Origin of the sequence: Ectothiorhodospira shaposhnikovii (assembly GCF_016584105.1) — a bacterium.
In the GTDB taxonomy this organism is placed as follows: domain Bacteria; phylum Pseudomonadota; class Gammaproteobacteria; order Ectothiorhodospirales; family Ectothiorhodospiraceae; genus Ectothiorhodospira; species Ectothiorhodospira shaposhnikovii.
In genome coordinates this window covers 1-18,330 of record NZ_NRSM01000039.1, presented here as the reverse complement: position 1 = coordinate 18,330, position 18,330 = coordinate 1, and the positions used below count along the sequence as shown (strand labels likewise).

Below are 18,330 nucleotides of genomic sequence, written 5' to 3'. Positions count from 1 at the left end.
AGGCTTGGGATTGGCCGACGGCTTCAGGCAGAAGAACAGCGGACCGGACCACGCGCGGTTACTACGGGAGATCGTTCAGCTCGTAGCTGGTACTGCGCCCGCCCGCATTCGATTTCCGCAGCACGCCACGTGCGAGCAGGTCGTTGATGTCGCGCAGCGCCGTGTCCGGCGAACACTTGGCAATGGCCGCCCACTTGCTGCTGGTGAGTTTGCCCTCGAAGCCGTCGAGCAGGCGGTTGAGCAATTTCGCCTGTCGCTCGTTCAAAGGAGTGGCCGCCCAGTGCTGCCAGAAGCGTGCCTTGGTCAGCACGGCATCGAGCGTGTGTTGCGCCTGATCGACGGCGCGATGCAGGATGTCCAGGAACCAGGCCAGCCACTCGGTGACGTCCATGGACCGGTTGTCAGGCACATCCCTGTGCCTGACCCCTTCGGGGTTGGCGCGAAAATTTGCTCCCGGCAAATTTTTCTGGGTGCGCTCCAGGATATCGTAGTAGGCCTTGCGCTCCCGCTGGATCTGCGCCGACAGGCTGTAGAAGCGCTGCGGGCTGCCGTCGGCGCGCGCAAGCCACAGATCGCCGATGGCACGGGCGATGCGGCCATTGCCACCGTCAAAGGGATGCACGGTCACGAACCACAGATGGGCAAGCCCCGCCTTGACGAGCGATGGCTCACCCGAGTCCGCATTGACCCAGTCGAGGAAACGACTCGTCTCGGTCTCCAGACGATCGGCGGGCGGCGCCTCGAAATGCACGCGCTGGCGGCCGATGGGGCCGGACACCACCTGCATGGGGCCACTGGCATCGTCGCGCCAACTGCCGACCTTGATTTTGGAAAGGCCGGAGTAACCGGTGGGAAACAGCGCGGCATGCCAGCCGAACAGGCGTTCCCGTGTGACCGGTGCCTGGCAGTTGGCCGTGGCATCGAGCACCATCTCCACCACGCCTTCGACGTGATGATCGACCGGGGCCAAGGCACCGATGTCCACGCCGAGCCTGCGGGCGATGGACGAGCGCACGGATTCGACGTTGAGCTGCTCACCTTCGATCTCGCTGGTCTTGACCACGTCTTCGGTGAGCGCGGCCAGACTGGCCTGATCGCGCAGCGCCATGCCCACGTCGGCCAGACGCCCCATCAAGAGCCCTTGAGCGCGACTCACATCCGCCATGGGGCCGGCCAGGACCGCCAAGTCGAAGCGCCAGTCCGGCCAGTCACTCGCCTGCCAGATGCACTTGTAATCTCCGCTATTCATGCGGAGATTATGAGCTCCATTCTCCGCATGCGCAAGTTATTCACCGCAGACAGTGCGGCGATAGAAGCGCCATTCGCCGCGTGACAACATGAGGAGATGCGCTAAACATCCCAAGAATGGATGCAAGTGGTTGTGTTTCTGGGTGCGCCGGTGTGCCCTTGGAACTTCGCCTTTAGTTAATCGCGCCACCAAGACTGGCGCGATTCCGGCTTTTGCGCCACAATTGCGCCATTAAACTCATGAATCGCGCCACGCACTCACATGCCATCTCCGGAAGAGCTGCTCGAAAGCATCCGCTCTGCCCCTGAGGGCCTTTCGATCGCCGCCATCCTGGATCGACACCCGGGGCTTGCCCGCCGGACGGCCCAGCGGTGGCTCAACGAACTGGTGGTGGCAGGCCGGATCAAGGCCTCGGGCGCAGGGCGGGCACGTCGCTACGTCGTCGCGGCAGCGGCCTTTGCACCCTCGGCCACCATTGAGGATGTCTTCCCCCGGTACATCCCGCTTTCGGCCGACAGCCGGGACATCCTCGCCTATGTCAACCAGCCGCTTACGGCCCGCAAGCCGGTGGGCTACCAGCGCGATTTTCTGGACGCCTACCAGCCCAACCAGACCTGGTATCTGCCCGAGCCGCTGCGGCGGCAGTTGCGCAAGATGGGTGATACCGGCCAGACACGACTACCTGCCGGGACCTACGGCCGCGCGGTCCTCAACCGCCTGCTGATCGATCTGTCCTGGGCGTCCAGCCACCTCGAAGGCAATACCTACACCCGGCTCGACACCCGGGAGTTGATCGAGCACGGCCGGATTGCGCAGGGCAAGGCCGCCATCGAAACGCAGATGATTCTGAATCACAAGGCGGCCATCGAGTTCCTGGTCGAGAACGCCGACACGGCCGGATTCAACCGTTTCACGCTGCTCAACCTGCACAGCGCCCTGTCGGAAAACCTCCTGCCCAACCCCGCCGACGAGGGGCGACTGCGGCAGCATGGCGTAGAGATCGGCAAGAGCGTCTATCGTCCCCTGGCCGTGCCGGCTCAAGTCGAGGAGATGCTGGACCTCCTTCTGGACAAGGCGAACCGCGTCGAGGACCCCTTCGAGCAATCCTTTTTCGTGATGGTGCATGTGCCTTATCTGCAGCCCTTCGCTGACGTCAACAAACGCACCTCGCGGCTTACGGCGAACCTGCCACTGATCCGCGCCAATCTGTGTCCGCTGACCTTTCTCGACGTGCCCGAGCAGGCGTACAGTCGGGCCGTCCTCGGGGTCTACGAGCTGACCAGGATCGAGCTCTTGCGCGACCTGTATGTCTGGGCCTACGAGCGCTCGACGCAGGAGTACCTTGCCATCAAGCAGGATCTTGCCGAGCCCGACCCGCTGCGCCTGGCCTGGCGCGAGGTGATCAAACAGTCAGTGCGCGAAGTCGTGCGGCAACCCGGGCGGGCGCCGCTGGACGTCATCAAGGAATGCCTGTCCGGGCATGAGCTCGGCGTCGACAGGGACAACATCGAGGCGCTGGTGATCGAGGAGCTCCGACGGCTGCATGAGGGTGTGCTGGCGCGCTACGGACTGCGCCCCTCAGAGTTCAGCGAATGGCAGTCACGCCAGTGGCCGGCGTGAGCCCATTACTCCGAATGGCCTCAGATGGCTCAGTTGATTGCGGATGTGGAAGGTGGGCAGCCCACCATCCCGGCAACGCCTCCCGCTCCAGCAGAAAGCCCGCTCGATCTGGTGGCGAAGATCGCCATTGCGTTTTTAGGTGTCGGAAAATTCACCAGGCATCACGGGCTACTTTCCATGCGGTGGTGCCGACCGCGCATTCGAATTCATCCACCCCTTTGCCGACGGCAACGGTCGCATGGGGCGGCTGTGGCAGAGCCTGATCCTGGCCCGCTTTGCCCTGGGTGAGGATGTGCTCGAACCGTACAAGTCCACCATCGACCGCTGGGTTTGTCCGGATGTGATGCGCAATCAGGATATTTCGGTCGCCAAGGCCAAGAAGGCACCGTCCCCCAAGGTGGGTGAGTTGACGCATTGCGGCTAATAAAAGATGTCTTTAATCGTTGCCACTCAAATTAAAGAGCGCTTTAATGTGATCGACCTCTACTAAAGACAACTTTCAATGACTCGCGCCACTGGGACCTATTCGATTTCCACGACGCTGGGCGAATCCGTGCGTGCATTCGTGCCCCACGCCTTGCCGCCAGCTGCTCCAACCCTGTCACCCGAGGTGTTCTCCGACCTCAACCGGCAGGCCGAATTGGCGCTTGCGCGTCTAGCGGGTGTGTCCGGCTTGGTGCCGTCTGTAGATTGGTTGCTGTACAGCGCTATTCGCAAGGAAGCCCTGCTCACGTCGCAAATCGAGGGCACACAGGCCACGCTGATTGATCTGTTCGACGAAGAGGCGGGCTTCAAAGTCAGCAATACCGACGATGTGGAGGAAGTGACCAACTACCTGCGTGCTTTCCGCTGGACGCAGGAGCAACTGCGCGATCCCCAAGGGCTACCCATCAGTGTGCGACTGTTGTGCGAGGCTCACCGTCGCCTGCTGGATGGGGCACGCGGCGCTGGCAAGCAACCCGGGGAACTGCGCCGGTCGCAAAACTGGATCGGTGGCACACGGCCCGGCAATGCGGTTTTTGTGCCTCCCCCGCCGGAGCGCGTTCCCACGCTGCTGGCGGATATGGAGTGCTTCATCCACGACACAGCGACGGACCTGCCGCCGCTGGTCAAGGTGGCTCTGATCCACGCGCAGTTTGAAACCATCCACCCGTTTCTCGACGGCAACGGGCGCATTGGCCGCCTGCTGATCGCAGCTCTGTTTGAACATTGGGGGTTGCTGTCCGAGCCTTTGATGTACCTCAGCGGCTACCTGAAGCAACATCAGGCGGAGTATTACCGTCGCCTGTCAGCCATACGCACGGAGGGCGATTGGGAATCCTGGGTAACCTTCTTTCTGGAAGGTGTTGTCACAGCCGCTGGCGATGCGGAAAAAAACATCATTGAGGTAGCCAGCCTGGTGGCCGCAGACCGCAGACGCCTGTTGCAATCATCCAAAGCTGGCCCGGCAAGCTACCGACTGTTCGAATTGCTGCCGATGATGCCGCGCTTCACGATTGAGCGCGTAAGGCAGCAACTGGACACCAGTTTTCCCACAGCAACGGCGGCGGTCAAGGTGCTGGAAGAGTTGGGCATCGTGACCGAGATAACTGGCCAAAAAAAGAACCGGATTTACAGCTACCAAGCCTACGTTGAACTGCTATCTCGTTGAAAACCCCCGCAAACCCGCCATGCTCCGCACCAGTACTCATAAGCTCTGGAGGCCAGACGGCACATGGTCAACCACCCGTCCGGGCCCGCTACCGCTGGGCGTGACGCCGCAGAACGTGCTGCACACCACCGTGCGTCAGATGGGGCATGGTCCATAGCGGCAGAACAGAATCTCTTGAATTCCAGCGCTAGCGGATCGTCGCCAGTTCGTACTCGACGGTGGAAAACAACAGCAGGGCTGCCTTACCCAGGTTCGCGCCCTGATCATCCGCCCTAGCGGCCCCTTTTCCAGGAAGGCCTGCGCCACACCATGATGGCGATGAGTGCCAGACAGGCCGCCGCCATCGCGGCCGGGAACAACACGGTAGTGGTCGAATGATGATCAAGCGCGGCAATGACCAAGGCATTGCGCACCACCAGCAACACCATAAAGGTCATCGACTCCGAGAACGGCTGAAACCAGGTCTTGCGCAGGGTCGGCCCGAATCCCAGAAGCTCGATCACCGTGATCAACCAAATCGCCCAGAGGGGATCTTCCGCCCAGTACCACAGCGGCATGGCGGCGAGCGCCACGGCGAAAAACAGACGGTCAACCGACGTGACGGTCACGTCCGCACGCTTGATATAGGCCAGGGCGGCAATGAACAGGGTCACACCGGCGGAAAAGCCGATCACCCCGGCACCAGGCCCTCCACCCGCATGCAGTATGGCGAGAAAGGCCACGCTGGTATTCATGCCCCAGATGACCCAGGAGAAAACATGCGGCCGTGTCTGGCCGCGCAAAATCGACAGGATGTAAGGCAGGAAAGCAATGCAGGTGAGAAACACTGCAAGGGTGCCCAACCAGGACTGATATGAACCCGCTCCCATACCCGATTAGCCACCTGCATGACGTCATTGAGAATTCATTCCGATATCTTGCCACACCACCCTGGTCTGGTAAGGCGTGCCCGCGGAATGTTGCGGAGACCGTGGGAGATCCCTCCCCCGGCTATCCAATTAAGCATTTCTCAATTCAGTGCACCGCATGGGGCTGCCGGGAGTTTGCCTGCCAGAATTTGCTGCCAATCGGTAGCGATATCCTGAGAGATGAACACCCCCTGTAAATTTCCGCTGGAAATTGACTCCCATATCGTCGCCCTCGAAAACTCGCGACGACCGACAACAATTCGGATCATTTTGCCGGCATTTGCTTTCGTGAACGCCTCCAGGCTTGTAGTTCCGTCCCCTGTTAACTTGACGAATACCGGCCAACCAAGATCCGTCTTATCGCCAACTTCAGATGTCTCCACGTAGGGCGAGCACAAATAGAACTCAGGCACAGCCTCGGCCATTACAATGGCAGGAATAGCCAGGAACAAAGCAGCGAGCCATCTCATCATGACGCCTAGCTTACCCGACGAAAACCGCATTGAGGTTTTTGGTCCGGATGAGCGCTCTGTATACACATTTTACCATCACGATGACTCCTGATTTTGTATAACGAATAAGGTTAGTCGGTGAAGGCCGGCGCGAAAGAGGCAGAGCCTTCAGGTCGCCTCTCTCTCGCCTTCGAGGCGAGACGTCCCAAAGGCAGGCTCCTCTTCCCGTCCCTCTCCTCCAAAAGCAGGGGAATGACATCTACCGTGGAAATATCGGGCAGGATCTCAATCTGCATCTATTCCGTATTTACACGCAGTACGATGATACGATCGACCAGATACAGCGTTGCAGCGGTGAACACTACATGGCCGCCACTTCCTGCCACAGCGGTGGTCTTCACCGAGATGCGCTCACCATCGCGGCCGACCACGTCGTATCCCTTCTGATTAACGTCGGTCACCACCTGTCAGTTCGTTATCACGGCGGCATACCCAATAGGTCGGCCAAACAAGGGCCGATCGATAAATCACCAATGTTACTACTATAAGCCGGTGAACAAAGGGACCAGCCGCAATCAATGGCAGTCACGTCACTCCAAGTAGAAACTTGACGTTCAGCCTTCTCGTTATTGAGCTGAACCCGTCCAAGCAACTCCATTTTCATGCGTTTGAAGTGGCTTCGCTTCGGAACAACTTTAGCGGCTCCGTCGGTTTGGAGATCAAATGTCAGCAGCCTGGCTTTCAAAGCATCGTCAAGAGAAGGGCGGCGTTCATGGGGAACCGTTAAAGCGGCAACGGAGACCCATGGTAGCCAGTCAAAAGCTCTTCCTTTCTGGAGTACAACGAGAGCTCCCCAGCCATCCGGCTGAAAACCTGCCTTTTCCCATGTTGGAAACCAAGCATTAACAGCTTTTCCCTTCATCGTTGGATAGGCATAAATATCCCCTACTTCAACAACATATTCAGGAGGTTTTCTAGCAGTCTTCATAGGTCGCTCTGGCCTAGGAGAACGGAGGCGCTCGGCGAGTTCGAGTAGCAGGCGTTGTCGCTTAATAATGTCTTTTTGGTTGAGCTCTTCCATGCATCTGATATCATGCCCATCGTCAATAATGGCAAGCGCCTTGGAAAAGGCTGAAGGGCAAGCAATGCCTCGACGTTCAAACTGGTCCGCGACAACAAGCCAGAATGTACATTCGTCTTCTTCATCAATTCCTGAATCACACTGCATCTGCCAAAGAACTTCCAAAAGGCGCTCGCCGTCTCGTGGTATCTTACTAACCAGCGAGATCGTATTCTTCAAATTAAGTGCATAATCATTTTGATAGAGTCCGGCACCCCAAGCTCCCATCTACTTCTCCCAAATTGGCAACCTGCACTGGTTATATGGTTTTGCTATGAGCCACATGGCTTGAGTGAAAAAATGAAAAGCCCAAACCAGACATTGGCCGTCAGAATTAGCAGTTTTATGGCGCCCCGAGCAAATGCAGGAATATCCCGATACCAGTACAAGTAGCCAACAACTACCCATTGCGCAGCAAGCCACAAGACTGATAAGTAGAGAAAGCCTTTATGGCATTCCGTATCAGGAAGCGTGTAATAAGCATACCACCAGGACAGTACCGCGCCTGTAGATAGAACGACTAGAACCAAACAAGACAGCAGATTACGCCACTGCGGATAATCTCTGCTTAATAGCCTTGCTCTGAATTCATCAAGTTTATCAGTCATTCATCTTCTCGGCGCGAACCACCACTGGGACCAACCACATAACACCTAAAACACCAGTCAAGGCCCGAAACTCCGGCAACGAAGAGAGACCCGCGTGTCTCAACGGACGTAATGCGCCCGACCGGGTGAAACGGCCTTGGCGATTCGTTGGGTAACCAGCGTTGAAGGTCACCATGGTTGCACGGTCCTTTGAACCCCGGAGGAAACGCCCCGTGCGGACCCGCATGCGGGGTGTTGTGGAGGCCGGGGGAGAAAAACCCCCGGCAATCCGATTAAGGCCTTGTGGCAATGACATAAACATGCCTTTCTGGATATCGGTCAAGTTCGAGGTGCAAAACAGACAAACCATTATTTATAAGTTCGCGCACATTTTCATTGATACCAATAGAACTATAGCAAAAAGTTTCCCCGCGCCACTGATCAGCATGCTCTCCTTCAGCATTGACAAATGTACACATCAAAATTCCACCTTTTGCCAAAAGCTGACACGGCTTTGAAACAACTGGATTTTGCATAGCAAGCGGCAAGTGGAAAATGCTGTCACAGGCAACAATGAAGTCAAACTTTTCGCTCGTCCCCCAAGAGCATATATCCTGATTTATAAAATTGTGATTCGGGTGATTTTTACTTGCCAATCCAACCATTTCCTTCGATACATCAAGGCCAGTAACTGAGAAGCCGCGATTCTGCATAATGCGAATTAACCTACCGCCTACACCACAACCCACATCGAGGGCATTTCCAGCCTTATAAGTAAATTTAATTGCCCTCTCAAACTAACTCAAACCATACGATGATTCAAAGTGCTGGTCATGCCACGACTGTGCGATTTTGTCGTATTTCTTTCCTATTTCAGATGGGTCCATATGAGAGCCTTAACGCCCGGCTTTGAGGTGGAATTGTAGACGCGCAGCGGCGGAAAGACCGTCCCAGCCCCGAAGGGTTGACAACAGCCGCTTGTTATGCATTTTTTCCAACCCTCAGCTGAAAAATATTACCTTCACAATCACAGCCATCACATACCTGGCGGCCACCAAACTCCCAGCTTTTTGGTTGGTATACAGACCCACCGTTTTCCTTTATTTTCCCACTAATTAGATCAAGAGAAACATCTATAAAGAATATTGGCTTAATTGGCGTATTTTCTCTAGCCTTTTCTGTGCTTGGCCATTTTCTTGAAATCTCAGTTTCAAGCACTACAAGCTCAAAATTGCCATTTATTAGCAAAGCGTAAGATTCGTCACTCTCCAAAATATCAAATCCAAAGACCCGACAATAAAACTCGACTAAGCGCTGAATTGATGAAGAATAAATAACCAACCCTGTCCTCACATACCCTCCTCACGCACAATCGATGCATAACGCAGAGCGCACCGGCGACCTTGACGCAGCGAAGCGGAGACAAGGACGTCCGGGTGCCACGTTTTGTGTACGCCCGGCATGGGCATGAACTGATGGGTGAAAGCCCCCTGTAGGAGTACCTGTGATGTCCACTCTGTGGACGACTGTAACTACTAGCCGACGGCAAGGGCAGCCCCGTGAGGATCTGTCTAGAGGCCATCTGGACAGGCATGAGCTCCAAGAGCTACTGGCATCTGCCCCGATCCCTCGGCACCCTGACCGGAATGACCACTGACTGGCTGCAATGCCAAGGCTTGATCAGCATCCGCGATCAATGGATGAAAGCGCATGGTTATACCTGAAATCGTCGTGTGCTCCCTTCTTATGAACCGTCTAGTGCGGACCCGCATGCTAGGTGGTGTGAGGAGGGCGGGCTAAACACCAGCCCTTACCCGATTAAATGCTATTATTCCCCTCCGCTAATAACTTTGTATCCTTATCAATCAGCGCCCTTAGCTTAGCCGTAAGATCGTCATAGTCCGTATATTTCTTGCCATAGCTAAGATTGAAGCCATAGTCGAAGCCTGGTGGATTGTTGCCTTGCGTATGCTGCAGAATAGTCTCTATTTTATCGAAAGCCTTTGCTAAAAGAGCTTCCTTGGAAGATGCATTTTCATACTCATCCCATAAAGATAGAATTTCTTCCCGCAAGCTACTGGGCAATGGACGAATAAGCAGTTCCAAATCCTGCCTTTCTTCAGCACCCTTATCTACGCCATCAATTTGGTCTACTGCAGCAATATCACCATTTATAGCCTCGCCTAGATCATGTATGACACAGATCTTAATTAACTTCAAAATATCTAGGTCAGGATACTGCTTATCAAATAGCAATATCATCAAGCACAATCGCCAAGTATGCTCAGCTGTACTTTCGTGACGACCATTGGACGTTCTCGACGACCGAAGAGTATTCTTTAGCTGCTCTGCTCCTCTCAGGAATTCCAAAATACCCTCTAACTCAACTTCTCGCATTTCCACAATTACTCCTCAATTTTGTTCATTTAAAGTCGCAAATAACCGGTGCAAATGAAGCGCAGCGGAATTTGCATCCGAGTTAATTTTCCTTGTTCTGGGCGCTTATACTTTCATTGAAATCATGGCCCGCCAAGTTTCTAAACTGTCAGGCAACGAATTCTCTGTGTAAATGTAGAATACCTTGCCACATTAACTGCTACTCTTCTGTGCAGGCGATCTTCATCGTATCGAGATCTTTGCTCAAATAAAGCGCGCATCGACTAAAGAAATCATACCCAATCACTCCCATTGGCTTGAACTGCTCTGGAAAAGGCATTCGAATCATTTGCAGGGCAATCAGTTTTTCTCCAAAATAGACATGACCACTCACCGCCTCACAAAGTTCACCAGATAGATCGAATGCGCAGGGAGTAATCAAATCTTTATCGATACTTGCAGAGGACTTTATGAGCGATATGCTGGCTGCACAATCCAATACAAAAGACCATTCCTTGTTGCCGATATGCGCTGATATGACGAGTCCTTCTTCCGCACGCGTGAATTGAAGATCCTGCGCCGAGGGATAGAGCGTGTCGAAGGCAATCGGGGCATCGCTCATCAAGATCCTCTTCCGGGGAAAATCGATGACGAGCTCTTTTTGTTGAAGCACATCAAGTCCAATAACGGGCAATTGGAATTCGGACTTTCCGACTCCCCAGTCAGACAAATATTGCCCGATGACATTGCGAAATACCATTCCATTCATCTGCAATTCAGGAACCATGAATTCCGCATCTTCGCGGACCTTCCCAGCCAAGTCGACACTCTTTACCGTGCGGCCGGTTAAATTGACTCCGCGAATAGTGTCAGCAATTACCTTTGGCAAGTGTAGCCCTCGAGCCCCCGTATCCAAATATAATTTAACATGGTGCTTATCGATCGCCATTTCCACCATGGGAATGTTTGCATGATCAAAAGATATGGGTGTCTCAACCATAGGAGTTGATGAGGAATAGGAAGAAGATACTGACAGAATGAAGATGATGCATAGCAAGATCATTTGTCGATATATAACTGTCACAAATTAGACCCCTTCACATAGGGTTTGCGAGATGAAATCGTATGTAAGAAGAACGCCGTGCTCACCAGAAAATCAAGAGCGCAGTGAGTAATTTTTCCGCGTGCAGCACCTTGTGTACGCCCGACATGGGCATGAACTGATGGGGTGAAAGTCCCCGTAGGAGTACCTGTGATGTCCACACTGCGGACGACTGTAACTACTAGCCGACGGCAAGGGCAAACCCGTGAGGGAATGTCTGAAGGAAGCCCGAGCGCAAAGATGCGAGCCGACGGACAGACAAAATCGCCGGGAGCGATTTTGAACAGCCGCAGGCTGGCCCGAAGGGCGAGCCCCAGGGATGGGGCGAGCAAATCGCATATACGGCTCAGTCCCCGGGTAAGTCAGCACAAGGTGACGAAGCCCATCAGGTGCAGGGGATAGGGTAAATGCGGCGGTTGTGCACTGAAAGTTCATGTTCTTATTCGGGGAGATCTGTCTCACTTGCGGTCCGTGTCCCTATGGGAGTCGAACTGAGGGGACGGCTCGAAAGGGCCGGAATAACCATCGAACCCTACCGGGGCTTTGGTCGCCACGGGAGCCGGACTGAGGGCCAGCTCGAAAGGGCTGGAACCACCACCGGACCCTACCGTGACCCGGACAGCGCGCCAATCGGTAACGATTGGCGTGATGAGGCAGAAGTCAGCAGACGGCATAGTAGCCAAACGCTCACCGTAATGGGTGAGACACGGTGAAGGCCCGAACCTCCGGCAACGAAAGAGACTCGCGTGTCTCAACGGACGTAATGCGCCCGACCGGGTGAAACGGCCTTGGCGATTCGTTGGGTAACCAGCGTTGAAGGTCACCATGGTTGCATGGTCCTTTGAACCCCGGAGGAAACGCCCGTGCGGACCCACATGCGGGGTGTTGTGGAGGCCGGGGGAGAAAAACCCCCGGCAATCCGATTAGCCCAACAATTTATCGTACTCAGCGTGCGACCCGATCCAGAACCAGAGGATGCCTTCTGGGATTTCAACGCCAAGGGCTCTGTATTGCAGCCCGACTCGAACAGAACTGTATCGCCCGACCTTCTTAAAGTGAAGCGAGGGGTGGCGAGGGTTTTACTTCAGGAGCTCATAGCTACGACGGGCTAGTTCCTGAACCCGCCAAGGAAGCGCATCAAAGCATTCCCAAAACTGGGGCGAGGCAAGGTGCTTCACAGCTCGCGGCTTCTTCCTGCCTTATAGTCGCCCAGGGCGCGCTCGGCAAGCGCGTCCAACTTGCCGGTCTCAACGTCCGACTCTAGCTTCCTATCCCACGCGTCCGCATCATACTTCGCGAACCACTCGCGGAAGTCCGCTAGCTCCCGCTCGGATAGCTTCTGGACTTCTTGTTCAATCGTTTCGACCCGACTCATGGAGTGCCTCCTCTATCTGGTCGGTCATGAGACCCCTAGTGTACCGCTGAGTCGCGTGCCGGGGCTAACGCCAGCAGCAGGGACGCGATGTCAGGAGCGTCCCGGCAAGGGCAAACCCGGGAGGGAATGTCTGAAGGAAGCCCGAGCGCAAAGGTGCGAGCCGACGGACAGACAAAATCGACGGGAGCGATTTTGAACAGCCGCAGGCTGGCCCGAAGGGCGAGCCCCAGAGATAGGGCGAGTAAATCGCATATAAGGCTCAGTCCCCGGGCGAGTCAGCACAAGGTGACGAAGCCCATCAGGTGCAGGGGATAGGGTAAATGCGGCGGTTGCGCACTGAAAGTTCATGTTCTTATTCGGGGAGATCTGTCTCACTTGCGGTCCGTGTCCCTATGGGATTCGAACTGAGGGGACGGCTCGAAAGGGCCGGAATAACCATCGAACCCTACCGGGGTTGTGGTCGCCATGGGAGCTGGACTGAGGGCCAGCCCGAAAGAGCTGGAATCACCACCGGACCCTACCGTGACGTGGAGGCCGGGGGAGAAAAACCCCCGGCTATCCGATTAGCATTTCCGTAGTCGCTTCTTGTCCGAAGTCAGGGAGCTTGGGGCTTCGACCTCTACTTCCAGATATTACTGTCACAGGTAAGCGTATTCTCACATTATGGACTCCATGGCGGCTGATCAGCGGCAGTAGAGCAATGCTCTTCAAGCTGAGAAACGAATATTGCTCAGCAGGGATATGCTATGCGGGGCTCTGCTCCTGCCTCCACGTTGCTCAACATACTTTCCCGCTCACTCTCGTTGACGCCAAGCATCTGTAGAATGTTGCGCTGGGCGGCATTGAGGATGTGCTGGCGTTCCTGCCCGTCCGGTAGGCTCTTGGCGATGGCTACGGCGCCTACCAGTGAGGCGAGAATGGAGCGAGACTTGTCGGCGATAATATCGCGGTCGGGTTCAAAGGGGAGCTTCTTGAGGCGGCTCAGGGCGACCAAGCGGGTTTCCAGCATCTTCTTAGTGCGCAGGTATGAGGCTTCGAACAACGTACGGATCTCAGCGTTTTCGTTGCCGATCTCGTTGAAAAGCACCGATTCGGGCCCAGGCTTGTACTTTCGTTCCAGCTCCTGGAGACTCCAGCAGTTTGCGACCAGCGCCGTCAGATGCTTCACTGACAGCGGTCCCTTTATCAACCTCGCCGCACGGCTGCTCTCCAGGGTTTCTCGCACCGAGGCGCGATAGAGCGCTTCCTTCGAAGCGAAATGAGCATAGAAAGCGCCATGGGTCATCTTCGCCAGCTTCATGATCTGGCCGAGGGAAACCTTTTCGAAGCCATGGCGGCTGAACAGCTCGATAGCCGACTTGAGGATGCGCTCTCGCGATTTTTCCTTGCGGTTCGTCGAGTAGGACACGGTGCCTTCACCTTCGCAAATTAAATATTATCTTGATCATATCAAGCCCGGTGTTAGCTTAGCAAAACACCAAGCCATTCAGGAAAACTACCATGCAATCACCGCTCGTCATCACCGGAATGGGCGTGATCAGTCCCCTCGGCTGCGGCGTCAAGGCGGGCTGGGAACGCCTCCTCGCCGGCCGCTCCGGCCTCGCCCCGATAACCCGCTTCGATGCCGGCGACCTGCCGATCAAGGTCGCCGGTTCGGTGCCCGACATCGCCAACGACACCGAAGCCGGCTTCGACCCGAATCGGGTGGTCGACACCAAGGAGCGTCGCAAGATGGAGCTGTTCAGCCTCTACGCCATGGCCGCCGCCGAAGAGGCGCTCACCCAGGCCAACTGGTTCCCATCGAGCGACACGGACCGCCTGGCCACCGCCACCATCGTAGGCTCCGGCATCGGCGGCTTCCCCACCATCACCCAGGCACAGAACACCCTGACGACCCGCGGCCACCGTCGGCTCTCCCCGTTCACCGTACCGGCCTTCCTGGCCAACCTGGCGGCGGGCAATGTGTCGATTCGCTATGGCCTCCGGGGGCCACTGGGATGCCCGGTGACCGCCTGTGCGGCTGGCTTGCAGGCCATCGGTGACGGCATGCGCCTGATACGCAGCGGCGAGGCTGACGTGGCCTTGGTGGGCGGCGCCGAGGCTTGTATCGATCCCCTGTCACTTGCCAGCTTTCATGCCATGAAGGCGCTCTCCACCGAGCAGGACGATCCCACCAAGGCGTCGCGCCCCTTCGACCAGGCACGCAATGGCTTCGTCATGGGAGAAGGGGCGGGGCTATTGGTGATCGAAACCCTGGCCCACGCCGAGGCCCGCGGGGCTACGCCCCTGGCCATCCTTAGCGGCTATGGCACCAGCGCCGATGCCCACCACATCACCGCTGGCCCGGAAGACGGGGCTGGGGCCGCCGCGGCCGTTCGCACAGCACTCAAGATGGCGGGACTCTCCCCCGAGGAGATCGACCATATCAATGCCCACGCCACCTCGACACCGGTCGGCGACCGGGCCGAGATCGCCGCCCTGCGCAACGCCTTCGGCGACGCCTTGGCCGGCATCCCGATCTCCGCGACCAAGTCGGCCACCGGCCATCTGCTGGGTGCCGCCGGCGGCGTGGAGAGCATCTTCTCCGCCCTGGCGGTGATGCACGACCGCCTGCCCCCGACCCTGAACCTGGAGAACGTCGACGATGACCTGCAGGACCTGGATATCGTCTCGGGCTCGGCACGCGAGCACGCTACTCGGCACGTGCTGTGCAACGGCTTCGGCTTCGGTGGGGTGAATGCTGCTCTGATCGTCAGCAAAATATAGGGGATAGGAATCTGGGACCAAATACTGCCCATCTGTAGGCCATGTCAGAAGAAGACTTCAGCATGTTCGACGGCTCCATCGCCGGAAGGCCCCGGCGACTGCGCGCGCAAAAAGTGCTCCCGGCAAATGTGTCGGTGAAGACTTGGCCTATCTGCTAACGCCCGCCTAAGGGGCTGGCAACGCATAACACTAAACTCAAACACAACAACTGCAACCACCGCGGTTCATTGGGACTGGAAACGCCACGCGTTGACAGTCCCTCTTGAGGCGTTTGTCAGCCTTATCAACGCGACTGTGATGTATAAACTTCAAAAATTGAACGACCAATTTTAACAATCACGTCATTTCGTTCTGCCATTGAAGCCTCGGTTTGAGCTAGATAGATACTTACGATAATCGGGGACTTATCTTTACTCCACACAATCGCTGTAATACTCCTAGCACCAAATCCACCCGCTCCTGAGCGATCGGCAATACTCCACTTCACTGGCAATACTGACCTCAACAAATTGCCAGTAACTTGATTATTCACCATCCAATACTCTAATTTTTTCTGACTAGCTTCAGATAACGTGGAACCAAATAATAATTGATTTAACGTGCTGGTTATTGCATTAGGCGTTGTCGTATCCCTCAAATCACCGAGCTTACCTTCATTGAGCTCAGGCTCGATACGATCTAGACGAGTTTCTTTGTCACCAATTTGTCTCAGAAAGTCAGTAATGCTTTTAGGGCCACCGACAGCATTTATAACAATATTGGCTGCTGTATTGTCGCTTGTTGTCATAGTAGCAAAGCACGCATCAGAGAGCGTTATTGGTTGACCTACTTGCTTTTCTACTACAGGCGAATAGGTCACAAGATCTGCTTTCTTAACCTCAACTGCACTATTGAGATTAACTTTTCCATGCTCTGCATCATACAGCAACTTAGCACAAGCTATTGTTTTGAAAGTACTTGTTAACGGAAATCGTTGATCACCATTATAATCCCAGCTTTCGCCATCTTGAGTATCCAGAATGGCGACTCCTATACGAGCAGAAAGCGAAGACTCAATTCCCTTAACTTCTTGTTCAACTGATTGAAATTTTGAACTGCTTGCAAAAACTATAGATGGCATTAAAAGCGCAAATACCAAAAAAGACTTCATGTATGTGACCCCATAATATTGATTGGCATACATCTTAACTTAAAGTATTAGGCACTGAAATAAGGCTAACATATAAGCGTTTATCCACCGTGCGCAGCATGGCGGATAAACGTCTGTTGGACGAAGCCATGTACCGCACATCCTTATAATGGGGATTGTATTTTTGGCGGCGGGCCAAGCAGGCCACGAGCGGCCCTTTGGCAGGTGTGGATTACCTGTGCGGGTTCCTTCAGCCACTGTGGAGCCATGCTGGGGGCTTTCGCCGTGCCCGCAACTACGGGTTTTTGCACCCCAACCGCAAACGTCTGATACAACTGTTGCAGGTGCTGCTCAAGGTTCGTCCCGCGCCCATCCCGACCCCGGTGCGACCACGCCCCCTCCTCACATGCCCTTGCTGCGGCGGGGCAATGAAGGTCCTGCACACCCGAATCCCCCCGCGCCCAGTGGATACCCGCGCTCCGGATGTCGGGGCCGGAGTCACGGGTATGTAAGTGCCCTCACCAACCCTGGGCACTCGGCATTCGGCGCCATCAAGCCGAGAGGTTCGTGCACCCCGAAAGTAGGCTATGATCACCTGAAGCACCGCTTTGTGTGCCTACGCGACCCGCACCACGGAATCATTGTCGCCAACGAGCCCCATATTCACTCCAAGCGTCAACAGCTGAATCCGTCAGCGCAAAAGCTGATTTCAGACCCCCATCATTCGACCCAACCGGGCTTGTCCAACAAACGGTTCAGATCGTGGTTCGCTTCGCTCTCACGATCTAACCTTATTCGTTAGGTCGGTGCCACACGGTAACGCGTTTTCACCATTTGATTGAGCAAGACTTCCGAATGAACCAATTCAAGCGCAACTTGATTATCTAAATCACCAAACAATTTTATACCTGAACCTAAGAGTATTGGCATCGTAGTGATCGTTAGTTCATCAAGCACGTTAGCTCGTAACGCACTTTGGATTAATAAACCACCATCTATGTAAACAGATTCAATACCTTGAGAAGAAAGTTTATCTAGCATTACAGCGACACTACCTGAAATCAAGCTAGCTTTATCTGCAAATTCATCAGGAATAGATTGTAGTGAGCTACTTGCAACATACACATGTTTTTTATATGGCCAGAAACCGAAGGAAGCAACTTTTTCAAATGTATTTCTTCCCATAAGAAGCACATCAACCGTTGACATAAATTCTGAAAAACCAAAATCGCTACCGTCTGGGTTAGTAATATTTTCCAGCCAATCTAGATCACCATTTATTCCCGCTATGTATCCATCAAGGCTTTGAGCCATGTAAGCTGAAACTTTCACTTTTACTCCTAAGACCTAACATATAAGCGTTTATCCGCTGTGCGCAGCATGGCGGATAAACGTCTGTTGGACGAAGCCATGTACCGCACATCTTTATAATGGGGATTGTATTTTGGCGGTGGGCCAGGCGGGCCATGAGCGGCCCTTTGGCAGGTGTGGATTACCTGTGCGGGTTCCTTCAGCCACTGTGGAGCCATGCTAGAGGGTCCTTGGCAAGTGTGTTTTGAATGAACATAGCCTGATTGTTGGCCCTGTTTCAATGTTTTGCCCGCACTCAGGTCCGGCCTTTCCGGAGGCCGTTGTCAGCCTGCTCCGTCACCCGCTATTTTTCAATCACTTAACATCGTCGCGCCTTGAGCGTGGGATATGGGACAGGACGCGATATTTCGGCAATGACATGCAAACGACCTTTCCGGCATCGGGGACAAGGATACCCGGACGCTTCCTTGCGCGGCGCGGCGGTGGCTGCCGGTGGGCGCGCCATCGATAATGCCCTCCTGACCTGATCAAGCTTTTGACGGCGGCACCGATTGGCCAAAAACCCGTAATGGCGCACCCGCATCAAACCCTTGGGAAGGATGTGTTGTAAAAAACGGCGCACAAATTCTTCCCCCGACAATACCATCACCTTGCGCTGTTCCGTCCGATAGTCCTTGTAGGTGA

At 55.0% G+C, this 18,330-nt stretch carries 19 protein-coding genes and 2 pseudogenes; 6 read left to right on the top strand and 15 right to left on the bottom strand.

The genetic code is table 11. The features are described from left to right. Nucleotides 1-61 precede the first annotated feature (61 nt). Nucleotides 62-1,249, bottom strand: coding sequence for a Fic family protein (locus CKO35_RS15960; RefSeq protein WP_200177109.1), 1,188 nt, complete (start codon nt 1,247-1,249; stop codon nt 62-64). Nucleotides 1,250-1,510: 261 nt separating this feature from the next. On the opposite strand from CKO35_RS15960, the gene CKO35_RS15955 reads away from it, so the two are divergent. The 3 genes and pseudogenes from CKO35_RS15955 to CKO35_RS15945 all read left to right on the top strand — a co-directional run bounded on the left by CKO35_RS15955 (nt 1,511) and on the right by CKO35_RS15945 (nt 4,520). After that, nucleotides 1,511-2,869, top strand: coding sequence for a Fic family protein (locus CKO35_RS15955; protein WP_207143856.1), 1,359 nt, complete (start codon nt 1,511-1,513; stop codon nt 2,867-2,869). Nucleotides 2,870-3,068: 199 nt separating this feature from the next. Then, nucleotides 3,069-3,146: pseudogene (locus tag CKO35_RS18530) on the top strand (Fic family protein); the annotation flags it as partial. A gap of 225 nt (nt 3,147-3,371) precedes the next feature. Next, a complete protein-coding gene (locus CKO35_RS15945) occupies nt 3,372-4,520 on the top strand; it encodes a Fic family protein (protein ID WP_200177108.1) in 1,149 nt (382 codons plus the stop codon). A gap of 272 nt (nt 4,521-4,792) precedes the next feature. Here the strand turns inward: CKO35_RS15945 and CKO35_RS15940 are convergent, their stop codons facing one another. The 7 genes from CKO35_RS15940 to CKO35_RS15910 all read right to left on the bottom strand — a co-directional run bounded on the left by CKO35_RS15940 (nt 4,793) and on the right by CKO35_RS15910 (nt 8,940). Then, the gene (locus CKO35_RS15940; RefSeq protein ID WP_242467275.1) at nt 4,793-5,362 is read right to left on the bottom strand and encodes a hypothetical protein; all 570 of its coding nucleotides are present in this window, start codon (nt 5,360-5,362) and stop codon (nt 4,793-4,795) included. A 167-nt stretch (nt 5,363-5,529) separates the two neighbouring features. Continuing rightward, nucleotides 5,530-5,901, bottom strand: a complete 372-nt coding sequence (locus CKO35_RS15935) for a SecDF P1 head subdomain-containing protein (RefSeq protein ID WP_200177106.1) — start codon at nt 5,899-5,901, stop codon at nt 5,530-5,532. A 275-nt stretch (nt 5,902-6,176) separates the two neighbouring features. Continuing rightward, entirely contained in the window at nt 6,177-6,341 is a 165-nt protein-coding gene (locus tag CKO35_RS15930) for a hypothetical protein (protein ID WP_200177105.1), read from the bottom strand. Between the two features lie 17 nt (nt 6,342-6,358). Beyond that, nucleotides 6,359-7,228 carry a hypothetical protein gene (locus CKO35_RS15925; protein WP_200177104.1) on the bottom strand — a complete coding sequence of 290 codons (870 nt, stop codon included), beginning with the start codon at nt 7,226-7,228 and terminating at the stop codon, nt 6,359-6,361. 44 nt (nt 7,229-7,272) lie between these two features. Further along, entirely contained in the window at nt 7,273-7,608 is a 336-nt protein-coding gene (locus tag CKO35_RS15920; protein ID WP_200177103.1) for a hypothetical protein, read from the bottom strand. Nucleotides 7,609-7,880: 272 nt separating this feature from the next. Beyond that, nucleotides 7,881-8,372: a class I SAM-dependent methyltransferase gene (locus tag CKO35_RS15915; protein ID WP_338031816.1), complete on the bottom strand. Its 492-nt coding sequence runs from the start codon at nt 8,370-8,372 to the stop codon at nt 7,881-7,883. Between the two features lie 196 nt (nt 8,373-8,568). Continuing rightward, a complete protein-coding gene (locus CKO35_RS15910; RefSeq protein WP_200177101.1) occupies nt 8,569-8,940 on the bottom strand; it encodes a VOC family protein in 372 nt (123 codons plus the stop codon). 239 nt (nt 8,941-9,179) lie between these two features. Here CKO35_RS15910 and CKO35_RS15905 point away from each other — a divergent pair, with 239 nt between their 5' ends. Then, nucleotides 9,180-9,311 carry a maturase gene (locus CKO35_RS15905; RefSeq protein ID WP_200177100.1) on the top strand — a complete coding sequence of 44 codons (132 nt, stop codon included), beginning with the start codon at nt 9,180-9,182 and terminating at the stop codon, nt 9,309-9,311. A 94-nt stretch (nt 9,312-9,405) separates the two neighbouring features. Here the strand turns inward: CKO35_RS15905 and CKO35_RS15900 are convergent, their stop codons facing one another. The 4 genes from CKO35_RS15900 to CKO35_RS15885 all read right to left on the bottom strand — a co-directional run bounded on the left by CKO35_RS15900 (nt 9,406) and on the right by CKO35_RS15885 (nt 13,848). Continuing rightward, nucleotides 9,406-9,984: an HD domain-containing protein gene (locus CKO35_RS15900; protein WP_207143852.1), complete on the bottom strand. Its 579-nt coding sequence runs from the start codon at nt 9,982-9,984 to the stop codon at nt 9,406-9,408. Between the two features lie 199 nt (nt 9,985-10,183). Next, the gene (locus CKO35_RS15895) at nt 10,184-10,963 is read right to left on the bottom strand and encodes a pepsin/retropepsin-like aspartic protease family protein (protein ID WP_200177098.1); all 780 of its coding nucleotides are present in this window, start codon (nt 10,961-10,963) and stop codon (nt 10,184-10,186) included. Nucleotides 10,964-12,239: 1,276 nt separating this feature from the next. Beyond that, entirely contained in the window at nt 12,240-12,440 is a 201-nt protein-coding gene (locus tag CKO35_RS15890; RefSeq protein ID WP_200177097.1) for a hypothetical protein, read from the bottom strand. Between the two features lie 730 nt (nt 12,441-13,170). Then, nucleotides 13,171-13,848: a TetR/AcrR family transcriptional regulator gene (locus tag CKO35_RS15885; protein ID WP_027852172.1), complete on the bottom strand. Its 678-nt coding sequence runs from the start codon at nt 13,846-13,848 to the stop codon at nt 13,171-13,173. A gap of 92 nt (nt 13,849-13,940) precedes the next feature. On the opposite strand from CKO35_RS15885, the gene fabF reads away from it, so the two are divergent. After that, nucleotides 13,941-15,206: a beta-ketoacyl-ACP synthase II gene (gene fabF / locus CKO35_RS15880; RefSeq protein WP_200177096.1), complete on the top strand. Its 1,266-nt coding sequence runs from the start codon at nt 13,941-13,943 to the stop codon at nt 15,204-15,206. 283 nt (nt 15,207-15,489) lie between these two features. Here the strand turns inward: fabF and blaPSE are convergent, their stop codons facing one another. Continuing rightward, nucleotides 15,490-16,356 carry a PSE family carbenicillin-hydrolyzing class A beta-lactamase gene (blaPSE, locus tag CKO35_RS15875; protein ID WP_200177095.1) on the bottom strand — a complete coding sequence of 289 codons (867 nt, stop codon included), beginning with the start codon at nt 16,354-16,356 and terminating at the stop codon, nt 15,490-15,492. Between the two features lie 254 nt (nt 16,357-16,610). Here blaPSE and CKO35_RS18520 point away from each other — a divergent pair. Next, nucleotides 16,611-16,847, top strand: a pseudogene (locus CKO35_RS18520) (IS91 family transposase); the annotation flags it as partial. Nucleotides 16,848-17,133: 286 nt separating this feature from the next. Here the strand turns inward: CKO35_RS18520 and CKO35_RS15870 are convergent. Continuing rightward, complete coding sequence (locus tag CKO35_RS15870) at nt 17,134-17,667, bottom strand: dihydrofolate reductase family protein (RefSeq protein ID WP_200177094.1); 534 nt, start codon at nt 17,665-17,667, stop codon at nt 17,134-17,136. A 337-nt stretch (nt 17,668-18,004) separates the two neighbouring features. Further along, nucleotides 18,005-18,330: transposase (locus CKO35_RS15865; RefSeq protein ID WP_200177093.1), on the bottom strand; the 326-nt coding region annotated here is incomplete at its 5' end.

Coding starts and splice junctions, on each gene's coding strand:
- CKO35_RS15925 (WP_200177104.1), bottom strand. CDS start 7,228: ATGGGAGCTTGGGGTGCCGGACTCTATCAAAATGATTATGCACTTAAT.
- CKO35_RS15955 (WP_207143856.1), top strand. CDS start 1,511: ATGCCATCTCCGGAAGAGCTGCTCGAAAGCATCCGCTCTGCCCCTGAG.
- CKO35_RS15960 (WP_200177109.1), bottom strand. CDS start 1,249: ATGAATAGCGGAGATTACAAGTGCATCTGGCAGGCGAGTGACTGGCCG.
- CKO35_RS15945 (WP_200177108.1), top strand. CDS start 3,372: ATGACTCGCGCCACTGGGACCTATTCGATTTCCACGACGCTGGGCGAA.
- CKO35_RS15935 (WP_200177106.1), bottom strand. CDS start 5,901: ATGATGAGATGGCTCGCTGCTTTGTTCCTGGCTATTCCTGCCATTGTA.
- CKO35_RS15900 (WP_207143852.1), bottom strand. CDS start 9,984: ATGCGAGAAGTTGAGTTAGAGGGTATTTTGGAATTCCTGAGAGGAGCA.
- CKO35_RS15890 (WP_200177097.1), bottom strand. CDS start 12,440: ATGAGTCGGGTCGAAACGATTGAACAAGAAGTCCAGAAGCTATCCGAG.
- CKO35_RS15905 (WP_200177100.1), top strand. CDS start 9,180: ATGAGCTCCAAGAGCTACTGGCATCTGCCCCGATCCCTCGGCACCCTG.
- CKO35_RS15895 (WP_200177098.1), bottom strand. CDS start 10,963: ATGGTTGAGACACCCATATCTTTTGATCATGCAAACATTCCCATGGTG.
- fabF (WP_200177096.1), top strand. CDS start 13,941: ATGCAATCACCGCTCGTCATCACCGGAATGGGCGTGATCAGTCCCCTC.
- CKO35_RS15920 (WP_200177103.1), bottom strand. CDS start 7,608: ATGACTGATAAACTTGATGAATTCAGAGCAAGGCTATTAAGCAGAGAT.
- blaPSE (WP_200177095.1), bottom strand. CDS start 16,356: ATGAAGTCTTTTTTGGTATTTGCGCTTTTAATGCCATCTATAGTTTTT.